Annotated in this window: 11 protein-coding genes and 1 tRNA gene; 9 read left to right on the top strand and 3 right to left on the bottom strand. The window is 71.7% G+C overall.

The genetic code is table 11. The features are described 5' to 3' along the window. Positions 1 to 76: 76 nt before the first annotated feature. The gene (locus WME97_RS21705; protein WP_437554531.1) at positions 77 to 1,330 is read right to left on the bottom strand and encodes an alpha/beta fold hydrolase; all 1,254 of its coding nucleotides are present in this window, start codon (positions 1,328 to 1,330) and stop codon (positions 77 to 79) included. Positions 1,331 to 1,881: 551 nt separating this feature from the next. Here WME97_RS21705 and WME97_RS21700 point away from each other — a divergent pair. From WME97_RS21700 to WME97_RS21680, 5 genes are all read left to right on the top strand, one after another. Then, positions 1,882 to 2,109 carry a hypothetical protein gene (locus WME97_RS21700; RefSeq protein ID WP_437554529.1) on the top strand — a complete coding sequence of 76 codons (228 nt, stop codon included), beginning with the start codon at positions 1,882 to 1,884 and terminating at the stop codon, positions 2,107 to 2,109. A 208-nt stretch (positions 2,110 to 2,317) separates the two neighbouring features. Further along, the gene (locus tag WME97_RS21695; RefSeq protein ID WP_437554527.1) at positions 2,318 to 4,078 is read left to right on the top strand and encodes a serine/threonine protein kinase; all 1,761 of its coding nucleotides are present in this window, start codon (positions 2,318 to 2,320) and stop codon (positions 4,076 to 4,078) included. Next, positions 4,071 to 4,685: a hypothetical protein gene (locus WME97_RS21690; protein ID WP_437554525.1), complete on the top strand. Its 615-nt coding sequence runs from the start codon at positions 4,071 to 4,073 to the stop codon at positions 4,683 to 4,685. The genes WME97_RS21695 and WME97_RS21690 overlap by 8 nt, the downstream gene beginning before the upstream one ends. A 107-nt stretch (positions 4,686 to 4,792) precedes the next feature. Continuing rightward, positions 4,793 to 6,154 carry a glutamine synthetase family protein gene (locus tag WME97_RS21685; RefSeq protein WP_437554523.1) on the top strand — a complete coding sequence of 454 codons (1,362 nt, stop codon included), beginning with the start codon at positions 4,793 to 4,795 and terminating at the stop codon, positions 6,152 to 6,154. After that, positions 6,151 to 7,305, top strand: a complete 1,155-nt coding sequence (locus tag WME97_RS21680; RefSeq protein ID WP_437554522.1) for an iron-containing alcohol dehydrogenase — start codon at positions 6,151 to 6,153, stop codon at positions 7,303 to 7,305. The genes WME97_RS21685 and WME97_RS21680 overlap by 4 nt, the downstream gene beginning before the upstream one ends. On the opposite strand, the gene WME97_RS21675 is transcribed toward WME97_RS21680, so the two are convergent. Further along, positions 7,281 to 7,418 (bottom strand): hypothetical protein, encoded by a 138-nt coding sequence (locus tag WME97_RS21675; protein WP_437554520.1) that lies wholly within the window; start codon positions 7,416 to 7,418, stop codon positions 7,281 to 7,283. The genes WME97_RS21680 and WME97_RS21675 overlap by 25 nt on opposite strands. An 84-nt stretch (positions 7,419 to 7,502) precedes the next feature. Here WME97_RS21675 and WME97_RS21670 point away from each other — a divergent pair, with 84 nt between their 5' ends. Then, the gene (locus WME97_RS21670) at positions 7,503 to 8,141 is read left to right on the top strand and encodes a sterol desaturase family protein (protein WP_437554519.1); all 639 of its coding nucleotides are present in this window, start codon (positions 7,503 to 7,505) and stop codon (positions 8,139 to 8,141) included. Between the two features lie 252 nt (positions 8,142 to 8,393). On the opposite strand, the gene WME97_RS21665 is transcribed toward WME97_RS21670, so the two are convergent. After that, positions 8,394 to 8,714, bottom strand: coding sequence for a hypothetical protein (locus WME97_RS21665; protein ID WP_012236580.1), 321 nt, complete (start codon positions 8,712 to 8,714; stop codon positions 8,394 to 8,396). Positions 8,715 to 9,002: 288 nt separating this feature from the next. Between WME97_RS21665 and WME97_RS21660 the strand changes: the two genes are divergently transcribed. The 3 genes from WME97_RS21660 (at position 9,003) to WME97_RS21650 (ending at position 11,544) form a co-directional block, all read left to right on the top strand. Continuing rightward, the gene (locus WME97_RS21660) at positions 9,003 to 9,545 is read left to right on the top strand and encodes a hypothetical protein (RefSeq protein ID WP_437554517.1); all 543 of its coding nucleotides are present in this window, start codon (positions 9,003 to 9,005) and stop codon (positions 9,543 to 9,545) included. Positions 9,546 to 9,711: 166 nt separating this feature from the next. Beyond that, positions 9,712 to 9,784: transfer RNA gene (locus tag WME97_RS21655), tRNA-Gly, on the top strand. A 311-nt stretch (positions 9,785 to 10,095) separates the two neighbouring features. Beyond that, positions 10,096 to 11,544, top strand: a complete 1,449-nt coding sequence (locus WME97_RS21650; protein ID WP_437554515.1) for a flippase — start codon at positions 10,096 to 10,098, stop codon at positions 11,542 to 11,544. Positions 11,545 to 11,914 lie beyond the last annotated feature (370 nt).

Raw genomic sequence — 11,914 nt, 5'->3', positions numbered from 1 at the left:
CGTCCGCTGGTGTCGATCAGCGTCCGTGCGCGTCGGTCAGCGCGCGTTTGTGTTGGTCTACGTCCGGGTGCGTCGGTCAGCGCGTGCTGGTGCCGGTCTGCGTCCGGGGGCGCTGAGCGGCCTCGGCCGCGGCGGCGTCCGCGCCGAGCGCAAGGACGTGCCCTGCGAAGAAGCGGAGCAGGTCGGTCTCGCGCGACTTCGGCCAGCGGGCGTGGTTGATGGCGCCCTTCTTGGCGGAGCAGCGGTTCCGGAGCGCGCAGTGGGGCTCGTCCCTGCCGGCCTCGTCGAGGCGCAGGAACGAGGTGTGCGCGGAGAGCGCGTCGCGCGCGCGCAGCCATCGCTCGACCGACTCACACGGGAACGTGTCGTCGCACGCGCGGTAGACCGCCATCGCGGGCGGGGGAGGGCCGGGGCACGCCCACTCGGCGGGCGGCGCGTCGCTGCCGAAGGTGGCGAACGCGGCGACGCGGTCCGCGCGCATCATGGCGTACGTCGCCGCCATGTGGCCGCCGTAGGAGCCGCCGAGCGCGTAGATGCGCCGCCGGTCGACGAGCTTCTTCTCGAGCAGCTGGTCGACGAAGGCGTCGACGGTCGCGACGTCGACGTTGCCCTCGCCGGTGAACTCGACGTCGAACGGCGCGGTCGGCGTGTACATCTTCGTGCCGCGCTCGCGCTCGGCCTGGCTCGGCGTCTTGAAGGCGCGGCCCTGGGGCGCGAGGACGATGAAGCCCGCGTGGGCCGGGTCGCCGGTCAGGTTCCACGTGGCGCCGAGCTTGCGCAGGCCCGTCTCCTTGTCGACGCTCGTCGGGTTGTCGCCGTCGGCGTGGAAGAAGACGATGAGCGGCAGCGGCGCGCGCGTCTCCACGCCGCTCGGCGCGATCACGCAGGCGTAGCGGGGCGACCCCTCGGCGTCGCGGGTCTCCAGCACCTGGGCGCCGCGGCAGGGCGGTCTGCCGAGCGTCTTGCGGAGCTCTCGCCCGGGGCGTCCCTGCTCGGCGACGCAGCTCCCTTCGCTGGGAAGCCTGGCCTCGGGCGGCTTCGTCGGCGGCGCGGCCGCGCTGGCCGGACCGGCCGCGCGGGCGCCTGCGTCCTGCCGGGCCGCCGAGGGCCGCGGCTGCCCGCCGTCGGCCACGGCTGCGCCGGCGTCCTGCTCGAAGACGCCGAGCAGGTCGCCGCCGTCGACCCCCGACGACGGCGTGGAGCACGCCGCCGCGATCCATGCCGCGGCGCCGGCGAGCGCGGCGGTGAGCAGGGCGCGGCCGCGCCGGAGGCCGGGAAGGTCCAGCGTCGAGGTTCGGTGCGGGCGGCGCCGGGGCTGGGGTTGAGGCACGCGCGCACTGTAGTACGTGCAGCTGTCGCGCTGAACCAGCCCGGCATGGACGGGTCGAACCGGGGCGCGAGCCGAGGTACACCGGACACCTCACGGCGCATCCCGCGGCTCAGCTGGGTTCGGCAGAGCCGCTTCCATCCCGAAGACCGGTGTCGCGGGCATCGAGCGCCTCATCGAGCTGGCCTCGCCACATCACCCGTGAAGCAGACGAGATCGATCGGTATCCCATCCTTCGCGAGATCATCGAGGTTCCTGGCCCGTTGTCTGGATACGGTCAGAAGGAGCAGGCCGCGGGCCGCAGCGGAGGCAGGAAGTGCCCCTGAAGGCGATCGGAGCGAGTTGGAATACGGCGCGGTGACCCCGGGCGGCCATCGAAGTAAGATGTCTTACCTGTCGAGCGCTGCCGGGAGGTGATCGGAGCGAGCTGGAGCGGCGAGTCGCTCCAGCCCTCCGGTGCGTCGGCTCCGTGCCCGCCGGGGACGAAAACGCGACGGCGGACGCCGCTGCCTTGCGGGGAGGCCCTTCATGGCTAGGCTGTCCGCGGCCCACCCATGACGCTCTTCGATATCCTCGTCGGCGCCGCGCTCGCGGCGGTCCTTGCTTTCCAGGTCTACGTCACCGTGCGCGTCTTCCGGAGCCGCGTCTACGAGCCCAAGCAGAAGGTCTGGCAGGCGCAGCTCGTCTGGCTCCTGCCGATCATCGGCGCCGGGCTCGTGTTCACGATCCTCCAGGAGGAGGACCGGGCCCACCGCGACGCCTCCTCGCACCTCCGGAGCTGAGCCGGCGCCTCCCGGCCGCGCGGCCGCCTTGCGGCCACGTGCGGTCACGCTGAACCGTCGACCTCGCTCCCTTCTCCGTCCTCTACGCCCATCTGGTCACCCCGGCCCCTCCCCAACGCGGGGAGACCGGCAGACCTGGGACGATCGAACAGGAAAATTAGGTTTCACCCTTCGGTCCAGCGGCCCCGTGCGCTATGGCTCAGGGAGCATGGCGGACGACGTCTTCGGCATCGTCGGGACCACGCAGGCGGGTAATTTCCACGTCGAGCAGGTGGTCGCGGAGGGAGGATTCGGCGTGGTGTACCGCGCGCTCCACGCCGGCTTTCGCGCGCCTGTCGCCTTGAAATGCCTGAAGGTGTCCGAGGCGAAGACGCCGCGCGAGCGGCAGCTCTTCCTCGAGAAGTTCCGCGAGGAGGCCCAGCTGCTCTTCCGGCTCTCGGCCTCGATCCCGGAGGTCGTCCGCCCGCTCCACGTCGACGTGCTGCACCTGAAGCGAGGGGAGTTCGTCCCCTTCCTGGCCCTCGAGTGGCTGGAGGGCGAGTCGCTCGACAAGGTCATCGATCGACGGAGGCTCAAGGGAGAGCCGCCCATCCCGCTCCACAGGCTGATGAAGATGATGCGTCCCATCGCGCAGGCGATCGCGCGCGCGCACCGCTTCCCGAGCCCGAACGGCACGGTGTCGATCATCCACCGCGACCTCAAGCCCGAGAACATCTTCATCACGACGCAGGAGGGGACGGAGCGCCTCAAGATCCTCGACTACGGCATCGCGCAGGCGAAGACGCTGGCCGAGCAGGCGGTCGGACGGGTGACGAACGGCGACCCGCTGAACGCGTTTTCCCCGGCGTACGGCGCCCCGGAGCAGTGGGCGCCGAAGCGGTTTGGGCAGGCGGGAACTTGGACCGACGTCTGGGGTCTGGCGCTCACCATGGTCGAGGCGCTCGTAGGGCGGCAGGTGATCGACGGCGAGGCGCAGGCGATGATGGGGACGGCGCTCGACGTGAAGCGCCGGCCCACGCCCCGGGCCGAGGGCGCCAACATCCCGCCCGAGGTCGACGCGGTGTTCGAGCGCGCGCTCGCGGTGAGCCCGCGCGACCGCACGCGCGACATCGAGGCCTTCTGGACGGAGCTGGAGGCGGCGATGGGGCTCCCGGCCACCTTCGGGCGGACCTCCGCGCAGGACGACGCGTACTCCGTTCCGCCGCCTCCGTCGTCGTCGATGCGCGCGGCCCCGCAGGTCAAGCGCGCCGCGCACGTGTGGCTCGACACGCCCAGCGACGCGGGGTCGCTCGAGCTCGATCTCGACGTGGCCCCGGCCTCGATGCGCTCGCCGAGGGGAGGGCGCCGCGAAGGTCCCGCGAGCAGCGTGCGCCCGCCGCCGCCCTCGGATTCCGCCGGGCTCGAGATGGACCTCCCCGAGGCGCCGCAGAGCGCGCGGGGCAGAGGCATGGGCGTGATCGTCCCGGAGAGCATGCCGACGAGCGCGCGAGGCCGCGCCGGCTTCGCGGAGGCGACGCCCGTGGGCGCGCTCCCGCGCGGCGGCGGGATGGAGAGCGCCCCGCCGAGCATGCTGGCGCGCGGGGGCGGGATGATCGAGAGCACGCCGCCGCTCGAGATGGCGCTCAGCGTCGCGCCGCGCACGACGTCGGTCGCGCCGGCCGCGGTGCGCGCGCTGTCGGACATGCCGTCGAGCAGGTACCGGCCGACCGCGCGTCCACCGGCGGACGTGCGGCCGCGCCCGCCGGACCCGAAGCCGCTCGGCGGGCCGACGCTCCTCCAGCAGCTCGGGCTGCCCGTGGCCTGCATCGTGTTCGCGTGCGTGGTCACGGTGGCCGACCTCATCATGAAGCAATCGGGCGAGGCGCTGAGCTTCGGCCCGGTGCGCTCGTTCTGGGTCGCCGGCGTGCTGCTCCTGTTCGGCGTCGGGCTGTTCTTCTGGCGCATGCTCGGAGATGCTGGAGATGCCTGATCTGACGCACGGGAGCGCCGCCGCGGGCGAGCGCGCCGATCAGAGCGTGTCGGCCCGCTTCACGCGGCTGATGAACGCGTCGACCTCGCGGTGGGGCGTGCTCACCGATCCCCCGCTCGTGGCGCTCGCCTCCGGCGTGTTCCTGCTCGTCTTCCTCGGGGCGCTCGGCCGCGACGTGGGCCCCGAGGTCGCGCGCGCGCTCGGGGTCCTCGTGTTCGCGCCGATCTCGGTCGCGCTCGCCGTCAGCGTGGCGCTGCGCGGCGCGCGTCGCGCCGTCGTCGCGTGGCTCGCGCGCCAGCCGTTCCCGGTGGAGAACCTGAACGCCGTGCTGAACGGCCTGGGCGAGGCGCTGGAGGTCACCTTCGTCGGCGCGGCACCGGAGGCGGCGGAGCTCAACGTCGAGCTCGACAAGGTGCACCCGGACGCGTTCGTGACGGGGGGCGTCGAGGACGCGCGCACGCTGGACATCCGCATCGGCGTCGTCGACTCGAAGCGCAATCCGGCCGCGACGAACCACCAGCGCTACGCGCGCGTCCGCGAGCTCGTCGAGCGCGTGCTCGTGCCGCTCGCGGAGCGCTATCCGATCCAGGTCGTCCGGGTGAAGTGAGCGCGCGCCGGACGCGCGCATCCAGACGGCGGGGCGCCCTGCGGTCATCGCGCGCCTCGCGCGGGCGCTTGCCATGTCGCCCCGTTCCCCTGCTATCGTCGCGGCCCATGACCGCCTCGACCTCCGAGAAGCTCCTCTCCGATCTGGAAGCGCGGGGCATCACCCGCGCCAAGATCGGCGGCTTTGACATCGACGGCATCCTGCGCGGGAAGTACGTCTCCATCGAGAAGCTGAAGAGCGCGCTCAAGAGCGGCTTCGGCTTCTGCGACGTCATCTTCGGCTGGGACATCGCCGACGTCCTCTACGACAACGCCAAGGTGACCGGCTGGCACACCGGCTACCCGGACGCGCACGCCGTCCTGGATCCGAGCACGCTGCGCGACATCCCGTGGGAGCCGGGGACCGTCGCGATGCTCGCCGACTTCCGCGACGAGCGCGGCGGCCCGCACCCCGCGTGCCCGCGCTCGCTCCTCCGGAGCGTCATCGCGAAGGGCGAGCGGATGGGGTTCTCGGCGAAGTTCTCGTGCGAGTTCGAGTTCTTCCTCTTCGAGGAGACGCCGCGCTCGCTGCACGAGAAGCGGTTCGCCGGCCTGACGCCGCTCAGCCCCGGCATGTTCGGCTACTCGTGGGTCCGCGAGGGGCAGAACAAGAAGCTCATGGCCGCCATCCTCGATCAGATGCAGGCCTTCGACGTCGAGATCGAGGGCCTGCACACCGAGACCGGCCCGGGCGTGTACGAGGCGGCGATCCGCTACGACGACGTGCTCCGCGCCGCGGACAAGGCCGCGCTCTTCAAGGTCGCCATGAAGCAGATCGCCCACGAGCACGGCCTGTCGGTCACGTTCATGGCGAAGTGGAACGCCGATCTCCCCGGATCGAGCGGCCACCTGCACCAGAGCCTCTGGAAGGACGGCCGCAACGTCTTCGAGGACGCGTCGTCGCCCGATCGGATCCCGGCGGCGCTGCGCCACTACGTCGGCGGCCAGATCGCGCTGATGCCGGAGCTTACGGCGATCTACTCGCCGACGATCAACGCCTACAAGCGGTACGTGCCCGGCGTCTGGGCCCCGCTCACCGCCAGCTGGGGCGTCGAGAACCGCACGGCCGCGATCCGCCTCATCGGCCTCGGCACGCCCGGCGCGCGCGTCGAGTACCGGCAGACGGCGGCGGACATCAACCCGTACACCGCCATGGCCGCGTGCCTCGGCGCGGGGCTCTACGGCATCGAGAACGGCGTCGAGCCGCCGGCGCAGGCCGCCGGGGACGCGTCGTCCGCCGAGTCCTCGCGCCTGTCGCTGCCCCGTACGCTCGCCGACGCGGCCCGGATGCTCGCGGGCAGCAAGATGGCCCGCGAGATCCTCGGCGAGAGGTTCGTCGAACACTATGTCCTGACGCGCGACTGGGAGGTGCGGCAGTACGAGCGCGCGGTCACGGATTGGGAGCTGAAGCGTTACTTCGAGGCGGTGTGATCATGAGCCAGTTCACGGTTTGGAGCTTTCCCACACGCATCCTCTTCGGCGCCGGCGTCGTCGAGCAGACAGGCGCCGAGGCGCGCCGGCTCGGCGCGGCGAGGGCGCTCGTCGTCACGGACAAGGGCGTCGTCCGCTCGGGGCTGCTCGAGCCCGTCGCCGCGTCGCTGCGGAAGGAGGGCCTCGAGGTGGCCGTCTTCGACGACGTGCTCGGCAACCCCATCGAGAAGAACGTGCATGACGGCGTCGCCGCGTTCCGCGCGGCCCGCGCCGATCTCGTCGTCGCCCTCGGGGGCGGCTCGCCGCTCGACGTCGGCAAGCTCGTGCGCCTCGGCGTGAACCATGATCGGCCGCTCGTCGACTACGATGACGCCACGGGCGGCGACCGCTTCATCACGCCCAACGTCCCGCCGATGCTCGCGATCCCTACGACGGCCGGGACCGGCAGCGAGGTCGGCCGCTCGGGCGTCGTGACGCTCGACGTGAACCACCGGAAGACGGTGATCTTCTCGCCGCACCTGCTCGCGAACGCCGCGCTGCTCGATCCGGTGATGACGCGGTCGATGCCGGCCTTTCTCACGGCGGCGACGGGCTTCGACGCGCTCACCCACTGTATCGAGGCGTACGTCGCGAAGGGCGATCACCCGATGGCCGACGGCATCGCGCTCGAGGGGATCCGCCTCGCCGCCGCGCACCTCTCGCGGGCGGTCACGCACGGCGACGATCTCGAGGCGCGCGGCGGCATGATGAAGGCGGCGATGATGGGCGCGGTCGCGTTCCAGAAGGGGCTCGGCGCGTGCCACTCGCTCGCGCACCCGCTCTCGAGCGAGTGCGGCCTGCACCACGGCCTCGCGAACGCCCTGTGCCTCCCGCCGGTCGTCGAGTTCAACGTCGCCGCGGCCGCGCCGCGCCTCGCGCGCGTCGCGGCCCTGCTCGGCGCGCCAGAGGACGCCGCCGCGTGCGCCGACGCGATCCGCGCCCTGCGCGCCCGGATCGGGCTCGCGGCCGGCCTCGAGAAGGCAGGCGTTCCCCGCGACAAGCTCGACGCGCTGGCCGACCTCGCCGCCCAGGACGCGTGCCACACGAGCAACCCGCGCCCCTGCTCGCGCGACGATCTCCGCCATCTCTACGAGGCGTCCTTCGCGAGCTGATCGCGCGCGCCTGCCCCGGGCCGGGCGCGGCTCGCGGCGGACGCCGGGTTGACGCGCACGCGTCGCCGCCGCGGAAAGATCGCGCCGGCGAGCGCCTGCCGTGACGGGATCATGGTCATTTCCCGGTGTCCAGCGGGCCGTTGGGCGCCGGCCTACCGCTGGCCGACAATGGATAAATGCGGTACCAGGGGTGCACGATGACCGTCACCTCCACCGAGCGCACCGCGCGTCCAGCGACATGCCAAATGTTCGAGACGCCGCTCATCGAGCGGTTTTCGCGGATCCATCCGATCACACCGTTCGTCTTCTGGCTGCCGGTCTACGGCTATCTGGGCGTGCGCGCCGCCCGGCATGGTGTCGGCCTCCTGACCGGGCTCGGGCTCGTGCTGGTCGGCCTGTTTCTATGGACGTTCGCCGAGTATGTCCTGCACCGATACGTGTTTCACTACGTCGGGCCGCGCCTATGGCAGCGCCGGATGCATTTCGTTCTCCACGGGGTGCACCATGATTTCCCGCAAGATGCGGACCGGCTGGTGATGCCGCTCGGCGCGAGCATCCCCCTCGGCATCGCGTTCTACACGCTGTTTCGCGTCGTCTGTGGCCCTGTTCCGGCGGATCCGCTGTTCATCGGCTTCGGCCTCGGATACCTGGCATACGACGGTACGCACTATGCCATTCATCACTTCCGGATGAGCTCGCGCTGGGGGAAGTGGATCAAGCGTCATCACATGGTCCATCACCACACGGGAGAAAATGCCCGGTGGGGCGTGTCGTCGCCGCTCTGGGACTGGGTCTTCGGCACAATGGGCACGTCGCAGGCGGGAAAAGGCAGCTGAGCGGGACAGCGGCGCGCTCCGGAGCGCGCCGGCGCTGATCGTCGACAGGGTGGGAATGGGCCCGGAGCGCGGCGGGTTGAGGGGCCATGAAGCGGTCGCGCCCGGACGCTGGTGCTTGCGCGGGAGATGCTGCGCAGCAGCGCCGCGCGGGGCCGCGCGGCCGCGATCGCACGGCGCCTGCCCAGGCTCAGGCGCGCGGCGGATGGATCTGCTCGACGCGCGGACCGAGGAGGTCGCGGCGCGTCGCGGGCCTCACGGCGAGGAGGTGGTGCCGGGAGGAACGAGCCCTGCCGCAGGCGAGGCGCTCGCCGCAGGCAGCCGCCTCATGGCGCCCGCATCGAAGGTGCGGAGCGTGTTGCGCCCGCAGTAGGGGCACAACCACGCCACGTCGAACCGGTCGAGGTGAGCGTTGATGCTGTGCGCTGGCGCGAGCTCCTTGTCGGCTTCACCGGCGGCCGACCGGCCGCGGGGACTCCGGGTGGCCCACCCGGCGGTGACGTGCCGGTGCTCGTCCAGGGTGGCTGACAGGCTTGCCTGGCACTCGCAAGGAGTGGAGATGAGAAACCGACTCATGCGTGACCGTCCTTCGTAGATGTTTCCGTAGACCTTGCTGGCATGCCGCATCGCGGCGTGCTTGCGGGCGCCGCGGCTGCGAACCGCGAACGAGACGCGGCGAACGAGACGCGGCGAACGAGAACCGAGACCAACGAGAACCGAGACGAACGAGAACCGAGACGAACGAGAACCGAGAACCGGCGACGAGGAAAGAAGCGCGCCCTCATATAAAGGTTGATCAGTTTGAGCTCAAGGGGTGTTAGTCTGGGGCACGGTTGCCCTGATGTAGCTGAGGAAGGGGAGTCCATGACCGTTCGACGTGCACCTCGTGAGCGCGAGACGCCGCCCTCGGGCAGGTTGCAGGTCGTCGAGGCCCGCCGGCCTGGGCCGCGCTCGGTGCGCGGCTTCAGGATCCTGCTTGCGCACGACGCCCGCGCCGCGACCTGCGACGCGCTCGCCCGCGCGATCGAGGGTGCGCTGACGAACGTCGAGATCGTGGACGCTTCGTCGATCGACGACGCCCTGCTCGCGTCGGCGACCGAACGGTTCGACGCATGCCTCGTCTGCCTGGATCTTCCGCCGGCCCCGCTCGGCGGTGCGCGCCTCGCGAGCGAGCTCGTGGACAGCAACCACCCGGTCGTGCTTGTCACGCGGAGCCTGCGCTGGCTGCCGCCGGACAGGCCCGTCCTGCACCAGCTGCCCTGGATCCCGCCGGACGCGGGCACGATCGAGATCTCCAGCGCGATCGCGGCGGCGACCAGCGACTGCGACAGCGCCATCCGCGTGCGCTCGCCGCTGCCGGGCGAGACGCTCGGCGCGCCGGCGCTCCGCGCGCGCGCGCGCCGGTAGCTGCGCGGCTGGGCCGGGCGCGGCTTGGAGAGGGCGCCGAGCCCCGCCTCCGGTCGAACCGGGCGAAGACGTTGAAAACGCGAAGACGTGAAGACGTCGGGATCGAAAACGAAATGAAGGGGTTGCGAAGCGGCCCCGGATTCGGTAGAAGCTTCCTCCACCTCGCGCGGGACTAGCTCAGTTGGTAGAGCATCAGCTTCCCAAGCTGAGGGTCGCGGGTTCGAATCCCGTGTCCCGCTCCGAGGATCGCCGACCCCCTTTTGCGCTGGCGATCCTCCTGCACCTCGGGTGCTTCGAGGTTGAAGGACGTCTCGCGTTGGAGCGCCGTTTCAAACGGCACTTTGTGAGCGAACGGCCTATCGGACGGCGCTTGCGCTTCGTGCCGAGCTCGGGCGACGGCGCTCGCTGAGCGAGCGCCTGCGCTCGCGCCGTCGGGCAGCGCTCGCTGCGCGAGACGGACGCGCTCTGGGGGCGCACGACGCTCGAATCGGGGCCGGTCCCGCTGCGCGGACAGCGGCGCCCGACAGCATGGGGACACCGGGAGGTGTTCATGAAGGATGGCCGGCGCATCGCGCTGAACGCGGCGCTGATGCTCCTGAAGCAGGCGATCATGGCCGTCCTTGGCGTCGTGTTCGTCGGCTATCTCGCGCGGAAGGTGGGGGTCGCCGCCTGGGGGGAGTTCCAGGCGTCGCTCGCGATCGCGGGGATCGTGACGATCGCCGCCGGCGTCGGGGTGAGGGGATACCTGGCCCGGGAGGTCGCCGTGAAGCCCGAGCTCGGGCCGCGTCACCTCGGCGCAGCGCTCGCCATCCGGGGCGTGACCGGGACGGTGGTGCTCGGCGCGACCGTGGCCGTCGTGCTGGCGACGCGCTCGGGGCTCGGCGCGCAGCTCATCGTGCTCGCCGCGGCTTCCCAGCTGGCGACGCTGCTCTACTCGACCATGTGGCTCTCGTTCGAGGCCCACGAGCGGTTCCAGTACATCCTGTACGCGGAGCTCGGCGCGCGGCTGTTCGTCATCGCGCTCTCGGCGGCCTTGCTCGCGCTCGGCTTCGGCGTCGTCGCAGCGGCCGTGGCGTTCCTGCTCGGCAACGTGCTGGAGCTCGCCATCACCTCGCATTATCTCCGCGCCCGCCTCTACCGGCCCGAGCTCACGACGCCGCCCGCCGAGCTCTGGCAGATCGCGAAGCGCAGCCTGCCGATCGGCGCGCTCGGGGCGCTCTCGAGCGCGCTGCTCCAGATCGACCGCGTCATGCTCCGCGCCCTCTGCGACGAGCAAGCCGTCGGGGTCTACAGCGCCGCCTTGGTGCTGAGCGAGAACTTCAGGATGCTCCCCGACGTCCTGCTCGGCGCCGCCTTCGCGGCGGGCATGCGCCTCTACGCCCAGGATCGCGACGCGTTCGGGCGCCTTTACGGCGGTTGCATGCTCGTCGCCGCGCTCTTCGGGCTGCCCGTCGCCGCCGGCATCTTCCTGCTCGCGCCAGACGTCATCCAGCTCGTCTACGGAGGGGCGGGCGACTACGCCCCGGCGGCCGACGTCCTCCGGATCCTCGCGTGCTGCGTCCCCGTGACGTTCGCGTTCCAGGTCGTGACGCTGCCGCTGCTCGCGGCGAAGCGCGAGGTCGCGATGGTGAAGCTGCTCGCGCTGGCGCTCGTCGCCGACGTCGCGCTGAACCTGCTCCTCCTGCCGCGCTACCGCGCCATGGGCGCCGCGTGCGCGACGCTGGCCGTGAGCGCCGGCGCGCTGATCGCGTCGTGGGGGATCTCCGCGCGCTGGGCCCACGTCGTGGAGCTCGGCCGCATCCTCGCGGTCCTCGCCGCGACGGCGGTCATGGTCACCGCGGCCTACGTCGCGCGCGTCCTCGCCGGCATGTGGGCGTCGATCGCGGTGGGCGTTGCTGTCTACGCCGTCCTCCTCCTCGCGTTGCGCGTCGTCTCCTTCCGCGAGCTGCGCGCGCTGCTCGCGCGCCGCGTCCGCGCCTCACCCGCCACCGCGGCTTGACCTGCGTTCCATCGCGGGCGGGCCCGACGCTGCGCGCTCTTCTGCGCCGCTGTGTGGAACGCGGGGCCATCGAGTTTTCCGCATTTTCCGCCGGGAGCAGCGCTCGCCGTGGGTCTCCAAGGCTGCCGACATGCGCTCTCATCCGGCGGGATCGACGCAGAACCGCGCGATGCCCATGGCTCGGAGGTGACGCTGCCGCGGCACTTTCCGTGGCATGCAGCGTGAATAGCGAAGGCGCGATGTGGCGGCGCGGGCAAGTCCGGGGGCTGGCCGGGGTGGGGCGACTCCGGCAGTGGATGGCGCGGCGGCCGTCCTCGCTTCGTGCGTTCGGGATGCCGGCGCGAAGCGAGGGCGGCGCGGCAGGGCTGCC

This window comes from Sorangium sp. So ce367 (genome assembly GCF_051520455.1).
In the GTDB taxonomy this organism is placed as follows: domain Bacteria; phylum Myxococcota_A; class Polyangia; order Polyangiales; family Polyangiaceae; genus Sorangium; species Sorangium cellulosum_B.
This window is presented reverse-complemented; position numbering and strand designations above follow the sequence as displayed.

What these genes read in the sequence shown, in the direction of transcription:
- WME97_RS21650 (WP_437554515.1), top strand. Translation starts at nt 10,096, where the DNA reads ATGAAGGATGGCCGGCGCATCGCGCTGAACGCGGCGCTGATGCTCCTG.
- WME97_RS21665 (WP_012236580.1), bottom strand. Translation starts at nt 8,714, where the DNA reads ATGAGTCGGTTTCTCATCTCCACTCCTTGCGAGTGCCAGGCAAGCCTG.
- WME97_RS21700 (WP_437554529.1), top strand. Translation starts at nt 1,882, where the DNA reads ATGACGCTCTTCGATATCCTCGTCGGCGCCGCGCTCGCGGCGGTCCTT.
- WME97_RS21670 (WP_437554519.1), top strand. Translation starts at nt 7,503, where the DNA reads ATGACCGTCACCTCCACCGAGCGCACCGCGCGTCCAGCGACATGCCAA.
- WME97_RS21695 (WP_437554527.1), top strand. Translation starts at nt 2,318, where the DNA reads ATGGCGGACGACGTCTTCGGCATCGTCGGGACCACGCAGGCGGGTAAT.
- WME97_RS21675 (WP_437554520.1), bottom strand. Translation starts at nt 7,418, where the DNA reads ATGATCCCGTCACGGCAGGCGCTCGCCGGCGCGATCTTTCCGCGGCGG.
- WME97_RS21685 (WP_437554523.1), top strand. Translation starts at nt 4,793, where the DNA reads ATGACCGCCTCGACCTCCGAGAAGCTCCTCTCCGATCTGGAAGCGCGG.
- WME97_RS21660 (WP_437554517.1), top strand. Translation starts at nt 9,003, where the DNA reads ATGACCGTTCGACGTGCACCTCGTGAGCGCGAGACGCCGCCCTCGGGC.
- WME97_RS21690 (WP_437554525.1), top strand. Translation starts at nt 4,071, where the DNA reads ATGCCTGATCTGACGCACGGGAGCGCCGCCGCGGGCGAGCGCGCCGAT.